Consider the following 26309-nt stretch of genomic DNA (forward strand, 5'->3'; position numbering starts at 1 on the left):
AATGCTAAAAATGGTTTAAACGGTGCTGAAAACTTAAGAAATGCACAAAACACTGCTAAGCAAAACTTAAATACGTTATCACACTTAACAAATAACCAAAAATCTGCAATCTCATCACAAATTGATCGTGCAGGTCATGTGAGTGAGGTAACAGCTGCTAAAAATGCAGCAACTGAGTTAAACACGCAAATGGGTAACTTGGAACAAGCTATCCATGATCAAAACACAGTTAAGCAAAGTGTTAACTTTACTGATGCAGATAAAGCTAAACGTGATGCGTATACAAATGCGGTAAGCAGAGCAGAAACAATTCTGAATAAAACGCAAGGTGCAAATACTTCAAAACAAGATGTTGAAGCAGCTATTCAAAGTGTTACTAGTGCTAAAAATGCATTGAATGGTGATCAAAATGTCACAAATGCGAAGAATACAGCTAAACATGCATTAAATAACTTAACGTCTATTAATAATGCACAAAAACGTAACTTAACAACTAAAATTGATCAAGCAACAACTGTAGCTGGTGTAGAAGCGGTTTCTAATACAGGTACGCAATTGAATACAGCGATGGCTAACTTGCAAAATGGTATTAATGATAAAACAAATACACTAGCGAGCGAAAACTATCATGATGCTGATTCAGATAAGAAAACTGCTTATACTCAAGCCGTTACGAACGCAGAAAATATTTTAAATAAAAATAGTGGATCAAATTTAGACAAAGTTGCCGTTGAAAACGCGTTGTCACAAGTAACAAATGCAAAAGGTGCCCTAAATGGTAACCATAATTTAGAGCAAGCTAAATCAAATGCAAACACTACTATAAACGGACTTCAACATTTAACAACTGCACAAAAAGATAAATTGAAACAACAAGTGCAACAAGCACAAAATGTTGCAGGTGTAGATACTGTTAAATCAAGTGCCAACACATTAAATGGTGCTATGGGTACGTTAAGAAATAGCATTCAAGATAACACAGGTACGAAAAATGGCCAAAACTATCTTGATGCTACAGAAAGTAACAAAACAAACTATAACAATGCTGTTGATCGTGCTAATGGTGTCATTAATGCAACAAGCAATCCAAATATGGATGCTAATGCAATTAACCAAATCGCTACACAAGTGACATCAACGAAAAATGCATTAGATGGTACACATAATTTAACACAAGCGAAACAAACAGCAACAAATGCCATCGATGGTGCTACTAACTTAAATAAAGCGCAAAAAGATGCGTTGAAAGCACAAGTGACAAGTGCGCAACGTGTTGCAAATGTAACAAGTATCCAACAAACTGCAAATGAACTTAATACAGCTATGGGTCAATTACAACATGGTATTGATGATGAAAATGCAACAAAACAAACTCAAAAATATCGTGACGCTGAACAAAATAAGAAAACTGCTTATGATCAAGCTGTAGCTGCTGCGAAAGCAATTTTAAATAAACAAACTGGATCAAATTCAGATAAAGCAGCAGTTGACCATGCATTACAACAAGTAACAAGTACGAAAGATGCATTGAATGGTGATGCTAAACTGGCAGAAGCGAAAGCGGCAGCTAAACAAAACTTAGGCACTTTAAACCATATTACGAATGCACAACGTACTGCGTTAGAAGGTCAAATCAATCAAGCGACGACTGTTGATGGCGTTAATACTGTGAAAACAAATGCAAATACATTAGACGGCGCAATGAATAGCTTGCAAGGTTCAATCAATGATAAAGATGCGACATTAAGAAATCAAAATTATCTTGATGCAGATGAATCAAAACGAAATGCATATACGCAAGCTGTCACAGCGGCTGAAGGCATTTTAAATAAACAAACTGGTGGTAACACATCTAAAGCAGACGTTGATAATGCATTAAATGCAGTTACAAGAGCGAAAGCGGCTTTAAATGGTGCTGACAACTTAAGAAATGCGAAAACTTCAGCAACAAATACGATTAATGGGTTACCACACTTAACACAATTACAAAAAGACAACTTGAAGCATCAAGTTGAACAAGCGCAAAATGTAGCTGGTGTAAATGGTGTTAAAGATAAAGGTAATACGTTAAATACTGCCATGGGTGCATTACGTACAAGTATCCAAAATGATAATACGACGAAAACAAGTCAAAATTATCTTGATGCATCTGATAGCAACAAAAATAATTACAATACTGCTGTAAATAATGCAAATGGTGTTATTAATGCAACGAACAATCCAAATATGGATGCTAATGCGATTAATGGCATGGCAAATCAAGTCAATACAACAAAAGCAGCGTTAAATGGTGCACAAAACTTAGCTCAAGCTAAAACAAATGCGACGAACACAATTAACAACGCACATGACTTAAACCAAAAACAAAAAGATGCATTAAAAACACAAGTTAACAATGCACAACGTGTATCTGATGCAAATAACGTTCAACGTACAGCTACTGAATTGAACAGTGCGATGACAGCACTTAAAGCAGCTATTGCTGATAAAGAAAGAACAAAAGCAAGCGGTAATTATGTCAATGCTGATCAAGAAAAACGTCAAGCGTATGATTCAAAAGTGACTAACGCTGAAAATATTATTAGTGGTACACCGAATGCGACATTAACAGTCAATGACGTAAATAGTGCGGCATCACAAGTCAATGCGGCTAAAACAGCATTAAATGGTGATAACAACTTACGTGTAGCGAAAGAGCATGCCAACAATACAATTGATGGCTTAGCGCAATTGAATAATGCACAAAAAGCAAAATTAAAAGAACAAGTTCAAAGTGCAACTACATTAGATGGCGTTCAAACTGTTAAAAATAGTTCTCAAACGTTGAATACAGCGATGAAAGGCTTAAGAGATAGTATTGCGAATGAAGCAACAATTAAAGCAGGTCAAAACTACACTGACGCAAGTCCAAATAATCGTAACGAGTACGACAGTGCAGTTACTGCAGCAAAAGCAATCATTAATCAAACATCGAACCCAACGATGGAACCAAATACTATTACGCAAGCAACATCACAAGTGACAACTAAAGAACATGCATTAAATGGTGCGCAAAACTTAGCTCAAGCTAAGACAACTGCGAAAAACAACTTAAATAACTTAACATCAATTAACAATGCACAAAAAGATGCGTTAACGCGTAGCATTGATGGTGCAACAACAGTAGCTGGTGTAAATCAAGAAACTGCCAAAGCAACAGAATTAAATAACGCAATGCACAGTTTACAAAATGGTATCAATGATGAGACACAAACAAAACAAACTCAGAAATACCTAGATGCTGAGCCAAGTAAGAAATCAGCTTATGATCAAGCTGTAAATGCAGCGAAAGCAATTTTAACAAAAGCTAGTGGTCAAAATGTAGACAAAGCAGCAGTTGAACAAGCATTACAAAATGTGAACAGTACGAAGACGGCGTTGAACGGTGATGCGAAATTAAATGAAGCTAAAGCCGCTGCGAAACAAACGTTAGGTACATTAACACACATTAATAATGCACAACGTACAGCGTTAGATAATGAAATTACACAAGCAACAAATGTTGAAGGTGTTAATACAGTTAAAGCCAAAGCGCAACAATTAGATGGTGCTATGGGTCAATTAGAAACATCAATACGTGATAAAGACACGACGTTACAAAGTCAAAATTATCAAGATGCTGATGATGCGAAACGAACTGCATATTCTCAAGCAGTAAATGCAGCAGCAACTATTTTAAATAAAACAGCTGGCGGTAATACACCTAAAGCAGATGTTGAAAGAGCAATGCAAGCTGTTACACAAGCAAATACTGCATTAAACGGTATTCAAAACTTAGAACGTGCGAAACAGGCTGCTAACACAGCGATTACAAATGCTTCGGACTTAAATACAAAACAAAAAGAAGCATTAAAAGCACAAGTAACAAGTGCAGGACGAGTATCTGCAGCAAATGGTGTTGAACATACTGCGACTGAATTAAATACTGCGATGACAGCTTTAAAACGTGCCATTGCTGATAAAGCTGAGACAAAAGCTAGTGGTAACTATGTCAATGTTGATGCGAATAAACGCCAAGCATATGATGAAAAAGTGACAGCTGCAGAAAATATCGTTAGTGGTACACCAACACCAACGTTAACACCATCAGATGTTACAAATGCAGCAACACAAGTAACGAATGCGAAGACGCAGTTAAACGGTAATCATAATTTAGAAGTAGCGAAACAAAATGCTAACACAGCAATTGATGGTTTAACTTCTTTAAATGGTCCGCAAAAAGCTAAACTTAAAGAACAAGTGGGTCAAGCGACGACGTTGCCAAATGTTCAAACTGTTCGTGATAATGCACAAACATTAAACACTGCAATGAAAGGTCTACGAGAAAGCATTGCGAATGAAGCAACGATTAAAGCAGATCAAAACTACACGGATGCAAGTCAAAGTAAACAAACTGACTACAACAATGCAGTCACTGCAGCAAAAGCAATCATTGGTCAAACAACTAGTCCAACAATGAATGCGCAAGAAATCAATCAAGCGAAAGACCAAGTGACAGCTAAACAACAAGCGTTAAACGGTCAAGAAAACTTAAGAACTGCGCAAACAAATGCGAAGCAACATTTGAATGGCTTAAGTGACTTAACTAATGCTCAAAAAGAAGCAGCCAAACGCCAAATCGAAGGTGCAACGCATGTTAATGAAGTAACACAAGCGCAAAATAATGCGGACGCATTAAATACAGCTATGACGAACTTGAAAAATGGTATTCAAGATCAAAATACGATTAAGCGAGGTGTTAACTTCACTGATGCAGATGAAGCGAAACGTAATGCATATACAAATGCAGTGACGCAAGCTGAACAAATTTTAAATAAAGCACAAGGTCCAAATACTGCAAAAGACGGTGTCGAAACTGCGTTACAAAATGTACAACGTGCTAAAAACGATTTGAACGGTAATCAAAATGTTGCGAATGCTAAGACAACTGCGAAAAATGCATTAAATAATTTAACATCAATTAATAATGCACAAAAAGAAGCATTGAAATCACAAATTGAAGGTGCGACAACAGTTGCAGGTGTAAATCAAGTGTCTACAACGGCATCTGAATTAAATACTGCAATGAGCAACTTACAACGTGGTATCAACGATGAAGCAGCTACAAAAGCAGCTCAAAAATATACTGATGCAGATAGAGAAAAACAAACAGCATACAATGATGCCGTAACAGCAGCTAAAACGTTATTAAATAAAACAGCTGGTTCAAATGATAATAAAGCAGCCGTTGAACAAGCATTACAACGTGTGAATACTGCGAAAAATGCATTAAATGGTGATGCGCGCTTAAATGAAGCGAAGAAAACAGCTAAACAACAATTAGCGACAATGTCACATTTAACTGATGCTCAAAAAGCAAACTTAACATCGCAAATTGAACGCGGTACGACTGTTGCAGGTGTTCAAGGTATTCAAGCTAATGCTGGTACTTTAAATCAAGCAATGAATCAATTAAGACAAAGTATTGCTTCTAAAGATGCGACTAAATCAAGTGAAGATTATCAAGACGCGAATACAGATTTACAAAATGCATACAACCGTGCAGTATCAGATGCTGAAGGTATTATTAGTGCAACGAATAACCCTGAAATGAATCCAGATACGATTAATCAAAAAGCGAGCCAAGTGAATAGTGCGAAGTCAGCATTGAACGGTGACGAAAAATTAGCAGCCGCAAAACAAACTGCGAAAACAGATATCGGTCGTTTAACAGACTTAAACAATGCCCAACGAACTGCGGCAAATGCAGAAGTGGATCAAGCACCAAACCTTGCAGCGGTAACAGCAGCTAAAAATAAAGCGACATCGTTAAATACAGCGATGGGTAATTTGAAACATGCACTTGCTGAAAAGGATAATACGAAGCGAAGTGTCAATTACACAGATGCGGATCGACCAAAACAACAAGCGTATGACACTGCAGTTACACAAGCCGAAGCAATTACTAATGCCAATGGCAGCAACGCGAATGAAACACAAGTTCAAGCAGCGCTTAACCAATTGAATCAAGCTAAAAATGACTTGAATGGTGATAATAAAGTTGCTCAAGCTAAAGAAGCAGCGAAACGTGCATTAGCTTCATATAATAACTTGAATAATGCGCAATCAACTGCAGCAACTAGTCAAATTGACAATGCAACGACAGTAGCAGGCGTAACTGCTGCACAAAATACTGCTAATGAATTAAATACAGCTATGGGTCAACTTCAAAATAGTATTAATGACCAAAACACTGTTAAACAACAAGTGAACTTTACAGATGCTGACCAAGGTAAGAAAGATGCTTACACAAATGCTGTTACGAATGCTCAAGGTATTTTAGATAAAGCACACGGTCAAAATATGACAAAAGCACAAGTTGAAGCTGCATTAAATCAAGTAACGACTGCTAAGAATGCTTTAAACGGTGACGCAAATGTAAGACAAGCAAAATCAGATGCGAAAGCAAACTTAGGTACATTAACACACTTAAATAATGCACAAAAACAAGATTTAACATCACAAATCGAAGGCGCAACAACAGTCAACGGTGTAAATGGTGTTAAAACGAAAGCACAAGACTTAGATGGTGCAATGCAACGATTAGAGTCAGCAATCGCAAATAAAGATCAAACTAGAGCGAGCGAAAACTACATCGACGCAGATCCAACTAAGAAAACAGCATTTGATAATGCCATCACACAAGCTGAATCTTACTTAAATAAAGATCATGGTGCGAATAAAGATAAGCAAGCTGTTGAACAAGCAATTCAAAGTGTAACGACTGCTAAGAATGCTTTAAACGGTGACGCGAACTTACAACGCGCTAAAACTGAAGCTACACAAGCTATCGATAACTTGACACATTTGAATACACCACAAAAAACAGCGTTAAAACAACAAGTGAACGCTGCGCAACGTGTATCAGGTGTAACTGATCTGAAAAATAGTGCTACATCACTTAATAATGCGATGGATCAATTAAAACAAGCAATTGCTGATCATGACACAATTGTTGCTGGTGGTAATTACACTAATGCAAGTCCTGATAAGCAAGGTGCTTATACTGATGCATATAATGCTGCGAAAAACATTGTAAATGGTTCACCTAATGTGGTTACAAATGCAGCAGATGTTACAGCAGCAACACAACGTGTTAATAATGCTGAAACAGGTTTAAATGGTGATTCAAACTTAGCAACTGTGAAGCAACAAGCTAAAGATGCATTACGTCAAATGACGCATTTATCTGCTGCACAAAAACAAAGTATTACTGGTCAAATTGATAGTGCGACACAAGTAACTGGCGTTCAAAGTGTAAAAGACAATGCAACAAATCTTGACAATGCAATGAATCAACTTCGAAATAGTATTGCGAATAAAGATGAAGTTAAAGCGAGTCAGCCATATGTTGATGCAGATACAGATAAACAAAATGCATACAACACAGCTGTTACAAGTGCTGAAAATATCATTAATGCAACGAGTCAGCCGACACTTGATCCATCTGCAGTAACACAAGCAGCTAATCAAGTGAACACTAACAAAACTGCGCTTAATGGTGTACAAAACTTAGCGAATAAAAAGCAAGAAACGACTGCTAACATCAACCAATTAAGTCATTTAAATAATGCTCAAAAGCAAGATTTAAATACGCAAGTGACAAATGCACCAAATATTAGCACAGTAAATCAAGTGAAAACTAAAGCTGAACAATTAGATCAAGCAATGGAACGTTTAATCAACGGAATCCAAGACAAAGATCAAGTGAAACAAAGTGTTAACTTTACAGATGCAGATCCAGAAAAACAAACAGCATACAACAATGCGGTAACGGCTGCTGAAAATATTATTAATCAAGCAAATGGTACAAATGCGAACCAATCACAAGTTGAAGCAGCACTTTCAACTGTAACAACTACTAAACAAGCGTTGAATGGTAATAGAAAAGTAACAGATGCTAAAAACAATGCAAACCAAACATTATCTACATTAGATAACTTAAACAATGCACAAAAAGGTGCTGTTACTGGAAACATCAATCAAGCGCACACTGTAGCTGAAGTAACGCAAGCCATTCAAACAGCTCAGGAACTGAATACAGCGATGGGTAACTTGAAAAATAGCTTGAATGATAAAGACACTACACTTGGCAGTCAAAACTTTGCAGATGCAGATCCTGACAAGCAAAATGCATATAATCAAGCAGTAGCAAAAGCTGAAGCATTAATTAGTGGTACGCCTGATGTAGTCGTTACACCTAGCGAAATTACTGCAGCTTTAAATAAAGTTACGCAAGCTAAAAATGATTTGAATGGTAATACGAACTTAGCAACGGCGAAACAAAATGTTCAACAAGCTATTGATCAATTGCCAAACTTGAATCAAGCGCAACGTGATGAATACAACAAACAAATTACGCAAGCAACTCTTGTACCAAACGTCAATGCTATTCAACAAGCGGCGACAACGCTTAATGACGCGATGACACAATTGAAACAAGGTATTGCGAATAAAGCACAAATTAAAGGTAGCGAGAACTATCACGATGCTGATACTGACAAGCAAACAGCATATGATAATGCAGTAACAAAAGCAGAAGAATTGTTAAAACAAACAACAAATCCAACAATGGATCCAAATACAATTCAACAAGCATTAACTAAAGTGAATGACACAAATCAAGCACTTAACGGTAATCAAAAATTAGCTGATGCTAAACAAGCAGCTAAGACAAATCTTGGCACATTAGATCATTTAAATGATGCTCAAAAACAAGCGTTAACAACACAAGTTGAACAAGCACCAGATATTGCAACAGTTAATAATGTTAAGCAAAATGCTCAAAATCTGAATAATGCTATGACTAACTTAAACAATGCATTACAAGATAAAACTGAGACATTAAATAGCATTAACTTTACTGATGCAGATCAAGCTAAGAAAGATGCTTATACTAATGCGGTAGCACATGCAGAAGGTATTTTATCTAAAGCAAATGGCAGCAATGCAAGTCAAACTGAAGTGGAACAAGCGATACAACGTGTGAACGAAGCGAAACAAGCATTGAATGGTAATGACAATGTACAACGTGCAAAAGATGCAGCGAAACAAGTAATTACAAATGCAAATGATTTAAATCAAGCGCAAAAAGATGCATTAAAACAACAAGTCGATGCTGCGCAAACTGTTGCAAATGTAAACACAATTAAGCAAACAGCACAAGATTTAAATCAAGCAATGACACAATTGAAGCAAGGTATTGCAGATAAAGACCAAACTAAAGCAAATGGTAACTTTGTCAATGCAGATACTGATAAGCAAAATGCATATAACAATGCGGTAGCACATGCTGAACAAATCATTAGTGGTACACCAAATGCAAACGTGGATCCACAACAAGTGGCTCAAGCGTTACAACAAGTGACTCAAGCTAAGGGTGATTTAAACGGTAACCATAACTTACAAGTTGCTAAAGACAATGCGAATACTGCCATTGATCAGTTACCAAACTTAAATCAACCACAAAAAACAGCGTTAAAAGACCAAGTGTCACATGCAGAACTTGTTACAGGTGTTAATGCTATTAAGCAAAATGCTGATGCATTAAATAATGCAATGGGTACGTTGAAACAACAAATTCAAGCAAACAGTCAAGTACCGCAATCAGTTGACTTTACACAAGCGGATCAAGACAAACAACAAGCATATAACAATGCAGCTAACCAAGCGCAACAAATTGCAAATGGAACACCAACACCTGTATTGTCGCCTGATACAGTAACACAAGCAGTTACAACTAGATGCATTAAACGGTGATGAAAAATTAGCGCAAGCGAAACAGGATGCTTTAGCAAATCTGGATACGTTACGTGACTTAAATCAACCACAACGTGATGCGTTACGTAATCAAATCAACCAAGCACAAGCGTTAGCTACAGTCGAACAAACTAAACAAAATGCACAAAATGTGAATGCAACAATGGGTAACTTGAAACAAGGTATTGCAAATAAAGATACTGTCAAAGCAAGTGAGAACTATCATGATGCTGATGCCGATAAGCAAACAGCATATACAAATGCAGTGTCTCAAGCGGAAGGTATTATCAATCAAACGACAAATCCAACGCTTAATCCAGATGAAATAACACGTGCATTAACTCAAGTAACTGATGCTAAAAATGGCTTAAACGGTGAAGCTAAATTAGCAACTGAAAAGCAAAATGCTAAAGATGCCGTAAGTGGAATGACGCATTTAAACGATGCTCAAAAACAAGCATTAAAAGGTCAAATCGATCAATCGCCTGAAATTGCTACAGTGAACCAAGTTAAACAAACAGCAACGAGCCTAGATCATGCAATGGATCAATTATCACAAGCTATTAATGATAAAGCTCAAACATTAGCGGACGGTAATTACTTAAATGCAGATCCTGACAAACAAAATGCGTATAAACAGGCAGTAGCAAAAGCTGAAGCATTATTGAATAAACAAAGTGGTACTAATGAAGTACAAGCCCAAGTTGAAAGTATCACTAATGAAGTGAAAACAGCGAAACAAGCATTAAATGGTAATGATAATTTAGCGAATGCTAAGCAACAAGCGAAACAACAATTGGCGAATTTAACACACTTAAATGATGCTCAAAAACAATCATTTGAAAATCAAATAACACAAGCGCCACTTGTTACAGATGTCACTACAATTAATCAAAAAGCGCAAACGTTAGATCATGCGATGGAATTATTAAGAAATAGTATTGCAGATAACCAAGCGACATTAGCATCTGAAGATTATCATGATGCAACTGCGCAAAGACAAAATGACTATAACCAAGCTGTAACAGCTGCTAATAATATCATTAATCAAACAACATCACCTACGATGAATCCAGATGATGTTAATCGTGCAACAACTCAAGTGAATAACACGAAAGTTGCATTAGATGGTGATGAAAACCTTGTAGCAGCTAAGCAACAAGCGAACAATAGACTTGATCAATTAGATCATTTAAATAATGCGCAAAAGCAACAGTTACAATCACAAATTACGCAATCATCTGATATTGCAGCAGTTAATGGTCACAAGCAAACTGCAGAATCTTTAAATACCGCAATGGGTAACTTAATCAATGCGATTGCAGATCATCAAGCCGTTGAACAACGTGGTAACTTCATCAATGCTGATACTGATAAACAAACTGCTTATACTACAGCAGTAAATGAAGCAGAAGCAATGATTAACAAACAAACTGGTCAAAATGCGAACCAAACAGAAGTAGAACAAGCTATTACTAAAGTTCAAACAACACTTCAAGCGTTAAATGGAGATCATAATTTACAAGTTGCTAAAACAAATGCGACGCAAGCAATTGATGCTTTAACAAGCTTAAATGATCCTCAAAAAACAGCATTAAAAGACCAAGTTACTGCTGCAACATTAGTAACTGCAGTTCATCAAATTGAACAAACTGCGAATACGCTTAACCAAGCAATGCATGGCTTAAGAGAAAGTATTCAAGATAACGCAACAACTCAAGCAAATAGCAAATATATCAACGAAGATCAACCAGAGCAACAAAACTACGATCAAGCAGTGCAAGCTGCAAATAACATTATCAATGAGCAAACAGCGACATTAGATAATAATGCGATTAATCAAGCAGCAACAACTGTGAATACAACGAAAGCAGCATTACATGGTGATGTGAAGTTACAAAATGATAAAGATCGTGCGAAACAAACGGTTAGTCAATTAGCACATCTAAACAATGCTCAAAAACATATGGAAGATACGTTAATTGATAGTGAAACAACTAGAACAGCCGTTAACCATGATTTGACTGAAGCACAAGCATTAGATCAACTTATGGATACATTACAACAAAGTATTGCTGACAAAGATGCAACACGTGCGAGCAGTGCCTATGTCAATGCAGAACCGAATAAAAAACAAGCATATGATGAAGCAGTTCAAAATGCTGAGTCTATCATTGCAGGATTAACTAATCCAACTATCAATAAAGGCAATGTTTCAAGTGCGACACAAGCAGTAACATCATCTAAAAATGCATTAGACGGTGTTGAACGATTAGCGCAAGATAAGCAAACTGCTGGAAATTCTCTAAATCATTTAGATCAATTAACGCCAGCACAACAACAAGCGCTAGAAAATCAAATTAATAATGCAACAACTCGTGATAAAGTGGCTGAAATCATTGCACAAGCGCAAGCATTAAATGAAGCGATGAAAGCATTAAAAGAAAGTATTAAAGATCAACCACAAACTGAAGCAAGTAGTAAATTTATTAATGAAGATCAAGCACAAAAAGATGCTTATACGCAAGCTGTACAACACGCGAAAGATTTGATTAACAAAACAACTGATCCTACATTAGCTAAATCAATCATTGATCAAGCGACACAGGCAGTAACTGATGCTAAAAACAACTTACATGGTGATCAAAAATTAGCTCAAGATAAGCAACGTGCAACAGAAACGTTAAATAACTTGTCTAACTTGAATACACCACAACGTCAAGCACTTGAAAATCAAATCAATAATGCAGCAACTCGTGACGAAGTAGCACAAAAATTAACTGAAGCACAAGCACTTAACCAAGCAATGGAAGCTTTACGTAATAGCATTCAAGATCAACAGCAAACAGAAGCGGGTAGCAAGTTTATCAATGAAGATAAGCCGCAAAAAGATGCATACCAAGCAGCAGTTCAACATGCCAAAGATTTGATTAATCAAACTAGCAATCCAACGCTTGATAAAGCACAAGTTGAACAATTGACACAAGCTGTTAACCAAGCTAAAGATAACCTACATGGTGATCAAAAACTAGCTCGTGATCAACAACAAGCGGTAACGACTGTTAATGCATTACCAAACTTAAATCATGCACAACAACAAGCATTAACTGATGCAATTAATGCAGCGCCTACAAGAACAGAGGTTGCACAACATGTTCAAACTGCTACTGAACTTGATCACGCGATGGAAACATTGAAAAATAAAGTTGATCAAGTGAAAACAGATAAGGCCCAACCAAATTACACTGAAGCATCGACGGATAAAAAAGAAGCAGTGGATCAAGCGTTACAAGCTGCACAAAGCATTACAGAACCTAATAATGGTTCAAATGCAAATAAAGATGCTGTAGAACAAGCATTAACTAAGCTTCAAGAAAAAGAAAATGAGTTAAATGGTAATGAGAGAGTCGCTGAAGCTAAAACACAAGCGAAACAAACAGTTGACCAATTAACACATTTAAATGCTGATCAAATTGCAACTGCAAAACAAAACATTGATCAAGCGATGAAACTTCAACCAATCGCTGAATTAGTAGATCAAGCAACGCAATTGAACAAATCTATGGATCAATTACAACAAGCGGTCAATGATCATACAAACGTTGAGCAAACTGTAGATTACACGCAAGCAGATTCAGATAAGCAAAATGCTTATAAACAAGCTATTGCAGATGCTGAAAATGTATTAAAACAAAATGCGAATAAGGAACAAGTGGATCAAGCACTTCAAAACATTTTAAATGCAAAACAAGCATTAAATGGTGATGAACGCGTAGCACTTGCTAAAACAAATGGTAAACATGATATTGACCAATTAAATACATTAAACAATGCACAACAAGATGGATTTAAAGGCAGAATTGATCAATCTAATGACTTAAATGAGATCAAACAAATTGTAGATGAAGCTAAAGCTCTAAATCGTGCAATGAATCAATTGTCTCAAGAAATCACTGGCAATGAAGGACGTACGAAAGGTAGTACGAACTATGTCAATGCAGATACACAAGTTAAACGCGTGTACGATGATGCAGTTGATAAAGCGAAGGAAGCACTAAATAAAGCGACAGGTCAAAACTTAACTGCAGAAGAAGTTATCAAGTTGAACGATGCGGTAACAGCAGCGAAACAGGCATTAAATGGTGAAGAAAGACTTAACAAGCGTAAGTCTGAAGCATTACAAAGATTGGATCAATTAACACATCTAAACAATGCTCAAAGACAATTAGCAACACAACAAATTAATAATGCTGAAACATTAAATAAAGCGTCTCGAGCAATTAATAGAGCTGTTCAATTAGATGATGCAATGGGTGCAGTACAACAGTATATTGATGATCATCATTTTGATGTCATTAGCAGTACAAATTACATCAATGCAGACGATAACTTGAAAGCAAATTATGATAATGCCATTACAAATGCAGCGCATGAGTTAGATAAAGTTCAAGGTAGTGCAATCACGAAAGCTGAGGCAGAACAATTAAAACAAAATATTATAGATGCGCAACAAGCCTTAAATGGTGATCAAAATCTTGCAACTGCTAAAGATAAAGCCAATGCCTTTGTTGATACATTAAATGGTTTAAATCAACAACAACAAGATCTTGCACATCAAGCAATTAATAATGCCGATACTGTAACAGGTATAGCGAATATTATTAATGATCAAATCGACTTGAATAACGCTATGGAAACATTGAAACACTTAGTTGACAATGAAATTCCAACTGCAGAACAAACTATCAATTACCAAAACGCTGACGACGTTGCTAAATCAATCTTTGATGATGCAAAACGTCTGGCAAATACATTGCTAAATAGTGATAACACAAATGTGAATGATATTAACGGCGCAATTCAAGCAGTCAATGATGCAATCCAAAATCTTAATGGTGATCAACGTCTACAAGAAGCTAAGGACAAAGCAATTCAAAATGTTAACAAAGTCTTAGCAGATAAATTGAAAGAAATAGAAGCTTCAAATGCGACGGATCAAGACAAGCTTATTGCGAAAAATAAAGCAGAAGAATTGGCAAACAGTATCATTAACAACATTAATAAAGCAACAAGTAATCAGGATGTATCTCAAGTTCAAACAGCTGGCAACCATGCGATTGAACAAGTGCATGCCAATGAAATACCGAAAGCTAAAATTGATGCAAATAAAGATGCTGATAAGCAAGTACAAGCATTAATTGACGAAATTGATCGAAATCCAAATCTAACAGATAAGGAAAAACAAGCACTTAAAGATCGAATAAATCAAATATTGCAACAAGGTCATAACGGCATCAACAATGCGATGACTAAAGAAGAAATTGAACAAGCCAAAGCACAACTTGCACAAGCGTTACAAGAAATTAAAGATTTAGTGAAAGCTAAAGAAAATGCGAAACAAGATGTGGATAAGCAAGTTCAAGCATTAATTGACGAAATTGATCGAAATCCAAATCTAACAGATAAGGAAAAACAAGCGCTTAAAGATCGAATAAATCAAATATTGCAACAAGGTCATAACGGCATCAACAATGCGATGACTAAAGAAGAAATTGAACAAGCCAAAGCACAACTTGCACAAGCGTTACAAGAAATTAAAGATTTAGTGAAAGCTAAAGAAAATGCGAAACAAGATGTTGATAAGCAAGTACAAGCATTAATTGACGAAATTGATCGAAATCCAAATCTAACAGATAAGGAAAAACAAGCGCTTAAAGATCGAATTAATCAAATATTGCAACAAGGTCATAATGGCATTAACAATGCGATGACTAAAGAAGAAATTGAACAAGCCAAAGCACAACTTGCACAAGCATTACAAGAAATTAAAGATTTAGTGAAAGCTAAAGAAAATGCGAAAAATGCAATTAAAGCATTAGCAAATGCGAAGCGTGATCAAATCAATTCAAACCCTGATTTAACACCTGAGCAAAAAGCAAAAGCGCTCAAAGAAATTGACGAAGCTGAAAAACGAGCACTAGAAAATATTGAAAATGCTCAAACTAAAGATCAATTAAATCAAGGATTAAATTTAGGATTAGATGATATTAGAAATACTCATGTATGGGAAGTTGATACACAACCTGCTGTAAATGAAATTTTTGACGCAACTCCTGAACAAATCCTTGTAAATGGTGAACTCATTGTACATCGTGATGACATCATTACAGAACAAGATATTCTAGCACATATAAACTTAGTTGATCAGCTTACAGCAGAAGTTATTGATACACCGTCAACCGCAACAATTTCTGATAGCTTAACAGCAAAAGTCGAAGTAACATTACTTGATGGATCAAAAGTAATTGTTAATGTTCCTGTGAAAGTAGTAGAAAAAGAATTGGCAGTAGTCAAACAACAGGCAATTGAATCAATTGAAAATGCGGCACAACAAAAGATTAATGATATCAATAATCACGCAACATTAACACCAGAACAAAAAGAAGCTGCGATTGCGGAAGTTAATAAGCTTAAACAACAAGCTATTGAGCAAATTAACAATGCAACAGATGTTCATTCGGTGGAAGAAGTTCAACAACAAGAACAAACGCATATTGAACAATTTAATCCAGAGCAATTTACAATTGACCAAGCCAAATCAAATGCCATTAAATCAATTACTGATGCTATTCAACATATGATTGATGAAATTAATGCTAGTAAGGATTTAACTGATAAAGAGAAACAAGAAGCTATATCTAAGTTAAATCAATTAAAAGAACAGGCAATTCAAGCGATTCAACGTGCGCAAAGTATCGATGAAATCACACAACAATTAGAGCAATTCAAAGCGCAAATAAAAGCAGCAAATCCATTTGCTAAAGAATTGGAAAAACGTAAAAAAGTAGCGATTTCAAAAATTAAAGATATTTCGACAGATGCAATTGAACGCATTAAAAATAGTTCAACTGGAACTGCTGAAGAAAGACAAGCAGCAATGAATCGAATTAACGAAATTGTACTTGAAACAATCAGAGATATTAATAATGCGCAAACGCCACAACAAGTTGAGGCTGCATTGAATAATGGTATCGCACGAATTTTGGCAGTACAAATTGTTACATCTAATAATAGCAAGCATTCATCAGATTCGGACGGTGAATCTAATAGTCATATAAGCATTGGATATGGAACTGTAAACCATCCATTCAATAGTTCGGCTATTGGACATAAAAAGAAATTGGATCAAGATGATGAAATCGATCCACTTCATATGCGTCATTTCGGTGACCGAATTGGTAATGTTATCAAAAACGCACTTGGCGTTGTTGGTATTTCCGGATTACTTGCTAGCTTCTGGTTCTTCATTGCGAAACGTCGTCGTAAAGAGGATGAAGAGGAAGAATTGGAAATTAGAGATAATAGCAAAGACAAGAAGAAAGGTTCAATAGAAGGTACTAAACATTTACCACTTTTATTAGCGAAACGTCGCAGAAAAGAAGATGAAGAAGATGCTATTGTTGAAGAAAAAGATTCGCTAAACAATAACGAGTCACTCGATAAAGTTAAACATACGCCGTTCTTCTTACCTAAACGTCGTCGCAAAGAAGATGAAGAAGATGTGGAAGTTACAAATGAAAACACAGATGAAAAAGTGTTGCAAGATAACGAACATTCACCACTCTTAATCGCAAAACGACGCAAAGATAAAGAGGTAGATGTTGAAACAACACCTAGTATTGAATCTAATGAAGATGACGCACCTTTATTATTGGCTAAAAAGAAAAATCAAAAAGATAACCAATCCAAAGGGAAAAAGTCGGCATCAAAAAAACCTTCTAAAAAGCTAGTAGCTAAAAAGAAGAAAAAGAAATCTAAAAAAAATAAAAAATAATTTGTTTCTTCGATAAAAAGAGGAGCACCGATTGAAATTATGTCAGTCGGTGCTCCTTTTATTTGTTCTTTTTAATTAATTTGTACAATGCTTGCTGTGCGTTTTGATTCGCTTCTTTGTTTTGTTCTCTCGGAATCCATTTAACAAATAATAAATCAAAATCTTGTTCAAATATTTCCAATTGATCAAAATAAGGTTTAAATTTTGCATTTTTTACATAACCAGCGTTAACACTATCCGCAATTAACTTAGAGTCAGTGTACAACAACGCATTGCTAACGTTTAATTCACGGGCGTGTTTCAATGCATAGATACAAGCAGCCCATTCTGCAGTGTGATTATCCATTTCGCCTAACTCATGTGTATATGTATAATGCTGATCATCTTCTTTGATTACAACGGCACACGTACTTATGCCTGGATTTCCTTTCGTCGCAGCATCAAAATTTATTTTCGCCATAATAAACCTACTTTCTATTCAATACTTAGTTAAAGTTACTATTACTGTAATACAAAATATATTAAACAATCTATTAAAAAACACGCATCACTTAAATAAGTAACACGTGTTTAAAATACTTGCTGATTCAAAGATGATTTTCTAATACGTAGTACTGTAATATACTTCCTAAAAAAATCATCTTCAGGCTGGGACATAAATCAATGTTCTATGCTCTACGAAGTTATATTGGCAGTAGTTGACTGAACGAAAATGCGCTTGTAACAAGCTTTTTTCAATTCTAGTCAACCTTGCCGGGGTGGGACGACGAAATAAATTTTGCGAAAATATCATTTCTGTCCCACTCCCTTAAAACTTATTCTATTATGTAGTAAGTGCGTTAATAACCTTGATCTAATTTATCAATCTTGCCTTTACGATAAAATGATTTAGCAATATATCCAAATGGTACATTGAAAACTGTTGAAGCTAATTTTAGTACGTACGTTGTAATAAATATTTCAAATACAACTGTACCAGGTAAACTTCCGATAAATGCGATAGCTACAAATAAAGCTGTATCAATTATTGAGCTTAAAAATGTACTACCATATGCACGGATGAAAAACGTTTTATCAGAACTAAATACTTTTTTAATTAGTGAAAAGATAAATACATCAATATGTTGACCAATAATATATGCGACGATTGAGCCTAAAGCAATGCGTGGCACAACATCAAAGATTGCGTGTAAAGCTTTTTGTGCCATATCTTCTGGTGCAGGAATAAAATGTAATGACAATTGCATAACAATAATCATAATTAATGTTGATGAAAAGCCTAACCAAACTGCTCTTTTTGCAACTCTACGCCCATAAATATCGTTTAATATATCTGTTGCTAAATAAATAGAAGCAAACATGACATTACCTAAAGTTGCTGAAATACCAAAGATTTCTACAGTTTTAATTACTTGTATGTTGGCAATGATTGTGCCAATTGCAACCCATGCAATTAAACCTTGTTTACCAAAAAAGCGATACATAAGTACCATAAGCACGAACGTTGCAATAAACGTAACTAGTCCTAAAATTTCATTATACATATTAAAATGTCCTCCTAAATTTTGATCATGCGGGTGTTTAGAAACCGCTCAATAAATAACTTACTCATTTTACTGAAAAATCGTTTGCGATGCAATAGCATTTGAATATAAATACATTTTACGTATAGAATTGTAAAAGGTTTCATTCAAATCTTAGGGTCAAAAATGTTATAATATTTTTATGTCAAATTTAAAGCAGTAACACTTATTTACAAGGTTGCAATATTTTGAAGTAATAAAGGAAGTGTCGCGTATTTTAACTTTTTCAGAGCAAAATGCACTCGCGAAAATAGATGATTTAATGAATACTTATTGCAATCAATGTCCAATCAAAACTCGTCTGCGTAAATTAGAGGGGAAAACGAAGTCGCATCATTTTTGTATCAATGAGTGTTCAATAGGGAAAGAAATAAAACAATTAGGAAATGAACTTCAATAGGAGGAAGTAAAATGCAAATTATATCTATATCAGAAACACCGAACCACAACACAATGAAGATTACACTTAGTGAAAGCAGAGAAGGTATGACATCAGATACGTATACTAAAGTTGATGATTCACAGCCAGCATTTATTAATGACATCTTAAAGGTTGAAGGCGTTAAATCAATTTTCCATGTTATGGACTTTATTTCAGTAGATAAAGAAAATGACGCAAATTGGGAAACAGTATTGCCAAAAGTAGAGGCTGTATTCGAATAAATTTTTCATCAACTAGTATTCGGGGGGAATAAAGTATATGGAAATTTTACGTATAGAGCCAACGCCAAGTCCAAATACAATGAAAGTTGTTTTGTCATATACAAGAGAAGACAAGTTATCTAATACTTATAAAAAAGTAGAAGAAAATCAACCAAGATTTATAAATCAGTTGTTATCTATAGATGGTATCACTTCCATTTTTCATGTCATGAACTTCTTAGCTGTTGATAAGGCACCAAAAGCTGATTGGGAAGTCATATTACCTGATATTAAAGCTGCTTTTTCTGGTGAAAGTCAGGTATTGGAATCTGGAAAAGACCCACAAATTGATAAACATTTTGGTGAAATTAAAGCTGAATTATTAACTTTTAAGGGTATACCGTATCAAATTAAGCTAACTTCTGCTGACCAGGAATTAAGAGAACAATTACCACAAACATACGTTGATCATATGACTCAAGCGCAAACAGAACATGACAATATTGTTTTTATGCGTAAATGGCTAGGTTTAGGAAATCGCTATGGAAATATTGAAGAAGTAATGGATGGTGTCCTAGAAGAAGTGTTAGCTACCTATCCAGAATCACAGTTGCCCGTATTGGTAAAACATGCTTTAGAAGAAAATCACGCAGCTAATAATTATCATTTCTATCGACATGTCTCTTTGGATGAATATCATGCGACTGATAATTGGAAGACTCGATTGCGAATGTTAAACCATTTTCCAAAGCCGACTTTTGAAGATATACCGCTGCTTGATTTAGCTTTATCTGATGAAAAAGTACCGGTTAGACGTCAAGCGATTGTATTATTAGGCATGATTGAAAGTAAAGAAATTTTACCGTATTTATATAAGGGACTTCGCGATAAAAGTCCTGCTGTAAGAAGGACAGCAGGGGATTGCATAAGTGATTTAGGGTATCCAGAGGCACTACCAGAAATGGTGCTACTTTTAGATGATTCACAGAAGATCGTTAGGTGGCGTGCTGCTATGTTTATCTTTGATGAAGGTAATGCAGAGCAGCTTCCCGCACTTAAAGCCCATATTAATGACAATGCGTTTGAAGTTAAATTACAAATTGAAATGGCCATATCTCGTATTGAAAACGGAGATGAAGCACTTGGTTCAGTATGGAAACAAATGGCAAACAGAACAATTTAATTGGAGGAATTAAATATGAATGCATATGATGCTTATATGAAAGAAATTGCGCAACAAATGCGTGGCGAATTAACTCAAAATGGTTTTACAAGTTTAGAAACGAGCGAAGCAGTATTAGAGTATATGAACCAAGTAAATGCTGATGACACAACTTTTGTAGTTATTAACTCTACATGCGGCTGTGCAGCTGGATTAGCAAGACCAGCTGCAGTAGCTGTTGCAACACAAAATGAACATAGACCAACAAATACAGTTACAGTTTTTGCAGGGCAAGATAAAGAAGCAACTGCTACTATGCGAGAATTCATTCAGCAGGTACCATCTAGTCCTTCGTATGCTTTATTCAAAGGTCAAGATTTAGTTTATTTTATGCCTAGAGAATTTATCGAAGGTAGAGATATTAATGACATTGCAATGGACTTAAAGGATGCCTTTGACGAAAATTGTAAATAGTACACATAAATAAATATAAAGGTTAACACATTCTATAATATTAAAAATGGTGTCTGTCATTGAAAATAGAGAATTTAGTTGTATTCTATTTGTTATATAAAGTCCGTACACTTCAACTATATTTTCTATAAATTTAACTGTTTTAATAGGACATCAAACATAATATTCAAATCATGTGTTAACCTCTTTTTTAAAATTTTTTAGCATTAAAGTTATAGATTTGGGTAAACAATTAGCAATTGGAAACATTTATCACTTTACGATGTGGTAGGTACTTAATCAGCATTTTATAAATTAAGTAACGGAATCCATGATATTAATATCACATTCCTAAAATGAGTGATAACAAAATGCTACATAAAGTTAAATTATATCAAACTAAATATACATACTATAAATAATGAAAATGAGGTGTTATCGCATATGTTGAATTCATTTGATGCAGCATATCACAGTCTTTGTGAAGAAGTTTTAGAAATAGGAAATACACGAAATGATCGCACAAATACAGGTACGATTTCGAAATTTGGTCATCAACTTCGCTTTGACTTATCTAAAGGATTTCCACTATTAACGACAAAGAAAGTTTCTTTTAAATTAGTAGCAACCGAATTATTATGGTTCATTAAAGGAGATACAAACATCCAATACTTATTAAAATATAATAATAATATTTGGAACGAATGGGCTTTTGAAAATTATATTAAATCAGACGAGTATAAAGGTCCAGATATGACAGATTTCGGACATCGTGCATTGAGTGATCCTGAATTTAACGAACAATATAAAGAACAAATGAAACAATTTAAGCAACGTATTCTTGAAGATGATACATTTGCGAAGCAATTCGGTGATTTAGGAAATGTTTATGGTAAACAATGGCGAGATTGGGTTGATAAAGATGGTAATCATTTTGATCAACTTAAAACAGTAATTGAACAAATTAAGCATAATCCAGATTCAAGACGACACATCGTATCTGCATGGAATCCAACAGAAATTGATACAATGGCACTTCCGCCTTGTCATACAATGTTCCAGTTTTATGTCCAAGATGGTAAGTTAAGTTGCCAGTTATACCAACGTAGCGCAGATATCTTTTTAGGTGTGCCATATAATATCGCAAGCTACGCTTTATTGACACACCTTATTGCCAAAGAATGTGGACTTGAAGTAGGTGAATTTGTGCATACATTTGGAGATGCACATATTTATTCAAATCATATTGATGCAATTCAAACTCAATTAGCGCGTGAAAGTTTCAATCCTCCAACATTAAAAATTAACAGTGACAAGTCTATTTTCGACATAAATTATGAAGATTTGGAAATTGTTGACTATGAATCGCATCCAGCAATAAAAGCTCCAATAGCAGTGTAGTCATTGCATAGTTAGCTAACCATATAGACATCAAAATGACATCATAGTATTTTCAAGTGCAAAAAAGTACTTTTTTGTGTTAAACGTTTTCATAAATTATGCAAAATCATTATTTCTATCACACTTTATGATAAAAATTGTGTTAAATTAAAGATAACTTAGTAATAAAAAATGAAATGATAGAAGAAGGAGGATAATTATGACTTTATCCATTCTAGTTGCACATGACTTGCAACGAGTAATTGGTTTTGAAAATCAATTACCTTGGCACCTACCAAATGATTTGAAGCATGTTAAAAAACTATCAACAGGTCATACTTTAGTAATGGGTCGTAAGACATTTGAATCGATTGGTAAACCACTACCGAATCGTCGAAATGTTGTACTTACTTCAGATACAAGTTTCAACGTAGAGGGCGTTGATGTGATTCATTCTATTGAAGATATTTACCAACTACCGGGACATGTTTTCATATTTGGAGGGCAAACATTATTTGAAGAAATGATTGATAAAGTGGACGACATGTATATTACTGTTATTGAAGGTAAATTCCGTGGTGATACGTTCTTCCCACCTTATACATTTGAAGACTGGGAAGTTACCTCTTCAGTTGAAGGTAAACTAGATGAGAAAAATACAATTCCACATACCTTTCTACATTTAATTCGTAAAAAATAAGGGGGAAAACGACCATGACAAAACAGATTATAGTAACAGACTCAACATCCGATTTATCTAAAGAATATTTAGAAGCAAACAACATTCATGTAATTCCTTTAAGTTTAACTATTGAAGGAGTTTCATACGTTGACCAAGTAGATATTACATCAGAAGAATTTATTAATCATATTGAAAATGATGAAGATGTAAAGACAAGTCAGCCAGCCATAGGTGAATTTATATCTGCTTATGAAGAACTAGGAAAAGATGGCTCCGAAATCATAAGTATTCATCTTTCTTCAGGATTAAGTGGTACATATAACACTGCTTACCAAGCAAGTCAAATGGTAGATGCTAATGTAACTGTTATTGATTCAAAATCTATTTCTTTTGGTTTAGGGTATCAAATACAACACCTAGTAGAGCTTGTAAAAGAAGGTGTCTCAACTTCTGAAATAGTTAAAAAGTTAAATCATTTAAGAGAAAACATTAAATTATTTGTAGTTATAGGGCAATTGAATCAATTAATTAAAGGTGGCAGAATTAGTAAAACAAAAGGTTTGATTGGTAATCTTATGAAAATCAAACCAATTGGTACACTAGATGATGGTCGCTTAGAGCTTGTGCACAATGCGAGAACTCAAAATTCTAGTATCCAATACTTGAAAAAGGAAATTGCTGAATTTATAGGAGATCATGAAATCAAATCCGTTGGTGTCGCACATGCTAACGTTATTGAATATGTTGATAAATTGAAGAAAGTTTTTAATGAAGCTTTTCATGTGAATAATTACGATATAAATGTAACTACACCAGTTATTTCTGCACATACTGGTCAAGGTGCGATTGGCCTCGTAGTCCTTAAGAAGTAAATTTAATCTTTTCAGTGTTAATTACTTCCATTTCAATCCTTTATAGACTAAATTTATAATTAGATAGATAGAGGAGGTAATTCATATGACAAAAGAATATGCAACATTAGCAGGAGGATGTTTCTGGTGCATGGTTAAACCATTTACATCATATCCAGGCATCAAGTCAGTCGTATCTGGTTATAGTGGCGGTCATGTTGACAACCCAACTTATGAACAGGTATGTACGAATCAAACCGGCCATGTCGAAGCAGTACAAATTACGTTTGATCCAGAGGTTACTTCCTTTGAAAATATATTAGACATATATTTCAAAACATTTGACCCAACCGATGATCAAGGGCAATTTTTCGATAGAGGCGAAAGCTATCAACCAGTCATTTTCTATCATGATGAGCATCAGAAAAAGGCTGCTGAGTTTAAAAAGCAACAATTAAATGAACAAGGTATTTTCAAGAAACCAGTGATTACACCTATTAAACCATATAAAAATTTCTATCCAGCTGAAGACTACCATCAAGATTATTACAAAAAGAACCCGGTACATTATTACCAATATCAACGTGGTTCAGGTAGAAAAGCGTTTATAGAATCACATTGGGGGAATCAAAATGCTTAAAAAAGATAAAAGCGAACTAACAGATATAGAATATATTGTTACACAAGAAAATGGTACTGAACCACCATTTATGAATGAATATTGGAATCATTTTGCTAAAGGGATTTACGTAGATAAGATTTCTGGTAAACCTTTATTTACATCTGAAGAAAAGTTTCATTCTGAGTGCGGATGGCCTAGCTTTTCCAAAGCGCTTGATGACGATGAAATTATAGAATTAGTCGACAAATCATTTGGTATGGTAAGAACTGAAGTCCGTTCAGAAGAATCAAATAGTCATTTAGGACACGTCTTTAATGATGGACCTAAAGAAAGTGGCGGCTTAAGATACTGTATCAATTCCGCTGCAATTCAATTTATTCCATATGAAAAATTAGAAGAATTGGGTTATGGCGATTTAATATCACATTTTGATAAGTAGGAGTGGAAAGTATGTTTAAAAAATTATTCGGAAAAGGCAAAGAAGTTCAGAAAGATATCGCAATTTATGCACCATTAACTGGAGAATACGTGAAAATTGAAGATATTCCAGATCCTGTATTCGCACAAAAAATGATGGGCGAAGGTTTTGGTATTAATCCAACTGAAGGAGAAGTTGTGTCTCCAATTGCAGGACGTGTTGACAATGTCTTTCCAACTAAGCATGCGATTGGGTTAAAAGCAGATAACGGATTAGAATTATTAGTTCATATCGGTTTAGACACAGTTCAATTAGACGGTGAAGGATTTGAAGTGTTAGTGTCTAGTGGTGACGAAGTTAACGTCGGAGATCCATTAGTAAGATTCAACCTTGAATTTATTAATAATAACGCTAAATCTGTTATTTCACCAATTATAATTACAAACACTGATCAAGCAGCTTCAATTAATATTTATGATGAAAATGCTGTGATTAAAGGTGAAACAAAAGTGATTGATGTGACAATGAACTAATGAAAAACTATTCGTTTTATCAATTTGTCATGACAGTTCGTGGTCGACACGACGATAAAGGTCGTCTAGCAGAAGAGATATTTGACGATCTTGCTTTCCCAAAACACGATGATGATTTTAACATACTGTCTGATTATATTGAGACACATGGTGATTTCACATTGCCAATGTCTGTATTTGATGATTTATATGAAGAATATACGGAATGGCTAAAATTTTAACATAATATTTAATAATAGTTAGAACCAGGGTGATGCAATTTGTTATCCTGGTTTTAATTTAAAATAAACTAAGTTGTGACTAAAAATTAAT

13 protein-coding genes and 1 pseudogene (1 of these 14 only partly in view) are annotated in these 26309 nt (G+C 34.9%); 12 read left to right on the top strand and 2 right to left on the bottom strand.

Translation table 11 applies throughout. From position 1 onward, the window contains the following. Positions 1 to 17671, top strand: a pseudogene (gene ebh / locus IDG65_RS01550) (hyperosmolarity resistance protein Ebh) (it extends 12674 nt beyond the left edge of the window). A gap of 58 nt (positions 17672 to 17729) precedes the next feature. Here the strand turns inward: ebh and IDG65_RS01555 are convergent. Next, complete coding sequence (locus IDG65_RS01555; protein ID WP_001062947.1) at positions 17730 to 18131, bottom strand: ribonuclease HI family protein; 402 nt, start codon at positions 18129 to 18131, stop codon at positions 17730 to 17732. A gap of 379 nt (positions 18132 to 18510) precedes the next feature. Further along, positions 18511 to 19215 carry a queuosine precursor transporter gene (locus tag IDG65_RS01560; RefSeq protein ID WP_000282171.1) on the bottom strand — a complete coding sequence of 235 codons (705 nt, stop codon included), beginning with the start codon at positions 19213 to 19215 and terminating at the stop codon, positions 18511 to 18513. Positions 19216 to 19459: 244 nt separating this feature from the next. Here IDG65_RS01560 and IDG65_RS15030 point away from each other — a divergent pair, with 244 nt between their 5' ends. The 11 genes from IDG65_RS15030 (at position 19460) to IDG65_RS01615 (ending at position 26218) form a co-directional block, all read left to right on the top strand. Next, complete coding sequence (locus IDG65_RS15030; RefSeq protein WP_014667711.1) at positions 19460 to 19654, top strand: zinc-finger domain-containing protein; 195 nt, start codon at positions 19460 to 19462, stop codon at positions 19652 to 19654. Between the two features lie 11 nt (positions 19655 to 19665). Beyond that, on the top strand, positions 19666 to 19917 hold the full coding sequence (locus IDG65_RS01570; protein ID WP_001165814.1) for a NifU N-terminal domain-containing protein: 252 nt from the start codon (positions 19666 to 19668) through the stop codon (positions 19915 to 19917). Positions 19918 to 19954: 37 nt separating this feature from the next. Further along, positions 19955 to 21079 (top strand): virulence factor, encoded by a 1125-nt coding sequence (locus IDG65_RS01575; protein ID WP_052997612.1) that lies wholly within the window; start codon positions 19955 to 19957, stop codon positions 21077 to 21079. 15 nt (positions 21080 to 21094) lie between these two features. Next, positions 21095 to 21532 (top strand): bacilliredoxin BrxA, encoded by a 438-nt coding sequence (gene brxA / locus IDG65_RS01580; protein WP_000995283.1) that lies wholly within the window; start codon positions 21095 to 21097, stop codon positions 21530 to 21532. 423 nt (positions 21533 to 21955) lie between these two features. Continuing rightward, positions 21956 to 22912, top strand: a complete 957-nt coding sequence (locus tag IDG65_RS01585; protein ID WP_000934889.1) for a thymidylate synthase — start codon at positions 21956 to 21958, stop codon at positions 22910 to 22912. A gap of 199 nt (positions 22913 to 23111) precedes the next feature. After that, positions 23112 to 23591, top strand: a complete 480-nt coding sequence (locus tag IDG65_RS01590; RefSeq protein WP_000175748.1) for a dihydrofolate reductase — start codon at positions 23112 to 23114, stop codon at positions 23589 to 23591. A 14-nt stretch (positions 23592 to 23605) separates the two neighbouring features. Further along, positions 23606 to 24445: a fatty acid kinase binding subunit FakB2 gene (fakB2, locus tag IDG65_RS01595; RefSeq protein WP_000166065.1), complete on the top strand. Its 840-nt coding sequence runs from the start codon at positions 23606 to 23608 to the stop codon at positions 24443 to 24445. 85 nt (positions 24446 to 24530) lie between these two features. Further along, the gene (gene msrA, locus IDG65_RS01600; RefSeq protein WP_000159902.1) at positions 24531 to 25064 is read left to right on the top strand and encodes a peptide-methionine (S)-S-oxide reductase MsrA; all 534 of its coding nucleotides are present in this window, start codon (positions 24531 to 24533) and stop codon (positions 25062 to 25064) included. Next, positions 25057 to 25485 carry a peptide-methionine (R)-S-oxide reductase MsrB gene (gene msrB, locus IDG65_RS01605; protein WP_000913317.1) on the top strand — a complete coding sequence of 143 codons (429 nt, stop codon included), beginning with the start codon at positions 25057 to 25059 and terminating at the stop codon, positions 25483 to 25485. The genes msrA and msrB overlap by 8 nt, the downstream gene beginning before the upstream one ends. A gap of 11 nt (positions 25486 to 25496) precedes the next feature. Beyond that, positions 25497 to 25997 (top strand): PTS sugar transporter subunit IIA, encoded by a 501-nt coding sequence (locus tag IDG65_RS01610; RefSeq protein ID WP_000473653.1) that lies wholly within the window; start codon positions 25497 to 25499, stop codon positions 25995 to 25997. Next, a complete protein-coding gene (locus IDG65_RS01615) occupies positions 25997 to 26218 on the top strand; it encodes a YozE family protein (protein WP_000801007.1) in 222 nt (73 codons plus the stop codon). Before IDG65_RS01610 ends, IDG65_RS01615 begins: the two co-directional genes overlap by 1 nt. Positions 26219 to 26309: the final 91 nt, after the last annotated feature.

The sequence above is a fragment of the Staphylococcus sp. EG-SA-17 genome (assembly GCF_017151845.1).
GTDB lineage: Bacteria > Bacillota > Bacilli > Staphylococcales > Staphylococcaceae > Staphylococcus > Staphylococcus aureus.

Excerpts from the sequence above, each read along its gene's own strand:
- IDG65_RS01590 (WP_000175748.1), top strand. The coding sequence starts at position 23,112 with ATGACTTTATCCATTCTAGTTGCACATGACTTGCAACGAGTAATTGGT.
- IDG65_RS01615 (WP_000801007.1), top strand. The coding sequence starts at position 25,997 with ATGAAAAACTATTCGTTTTATCAATTTGTCATGACAGTTCGTGGTCGA.
- fakB2 (WP_000166065.1), top strand. The coding sequence starts at position 23,606 with ATGACAAAACAGATTATAGTAACAGACTCAACATCCGATTTATCTAAA.
- IDG65_RS01570 (WP_001165814.1), top strand. The coding sequence starts at position 19,666 with ATGCAAATTATATCTATATCAGAAACACCGAACCACAACACAATGAAG.
- IDG65_RS01575 (WP_052997612.1), top strand. The coding sequence starts at position 19,955 with ATGGAAATTTTACGTATAGAGCCAACGCCAAGTCCAAATACAATGAAA.
- IDG65_RS01560 (WP_000282171.1), bottom strand. The coding sequence starts at position 19,215 with ATGTATAATGAAATTTTAGGACTAGTTACGTTTATTGCAACGTTCGTG.
- msrA (WP_000159902.1), top strand. The coding sequence starts at position 24,531 with ATGACAAAAGAATATGCAACATTAGCAGGAGGATGTTTCTGGTGCATG.
- IDG65_RS01555 (WP_001062947.1), bottom strand. The coding sequence starts at position 18,131 with ATGGCGAAAATAAATTTTGATGCTGCGACGAAAGGAAATCCAGGCATA.
- brxA (WP_000995283.1), top strand. The coding sequence starts at position 21,095 with ATGAATGCATATGATGCTTATATGAAAGAAATTGCGCAACAAATGCGT.
- msrB (WP_000913317.1), top strand. The coding sequence starts at position 25,057 with ATGCTTAAAAAAGATAAAAGCGAACTAACAGATATAGAATATATTGTT.
- IDG65_RS01585 (WP_000934889.1), top strand. The coding sequence starts at position 21,956 with ATGTTGAATTCATTTGATGCAGCATATCACAGTCTTTGTGAAGAAGTT.
- IDG65_RS01610 (WP_000473653.1), top strand. The coding sequence starts at position 25,497 with ATGTTTAAAAAATTATTCGGAAAAGGCAAAGAAGTTCAGAAAGATATC.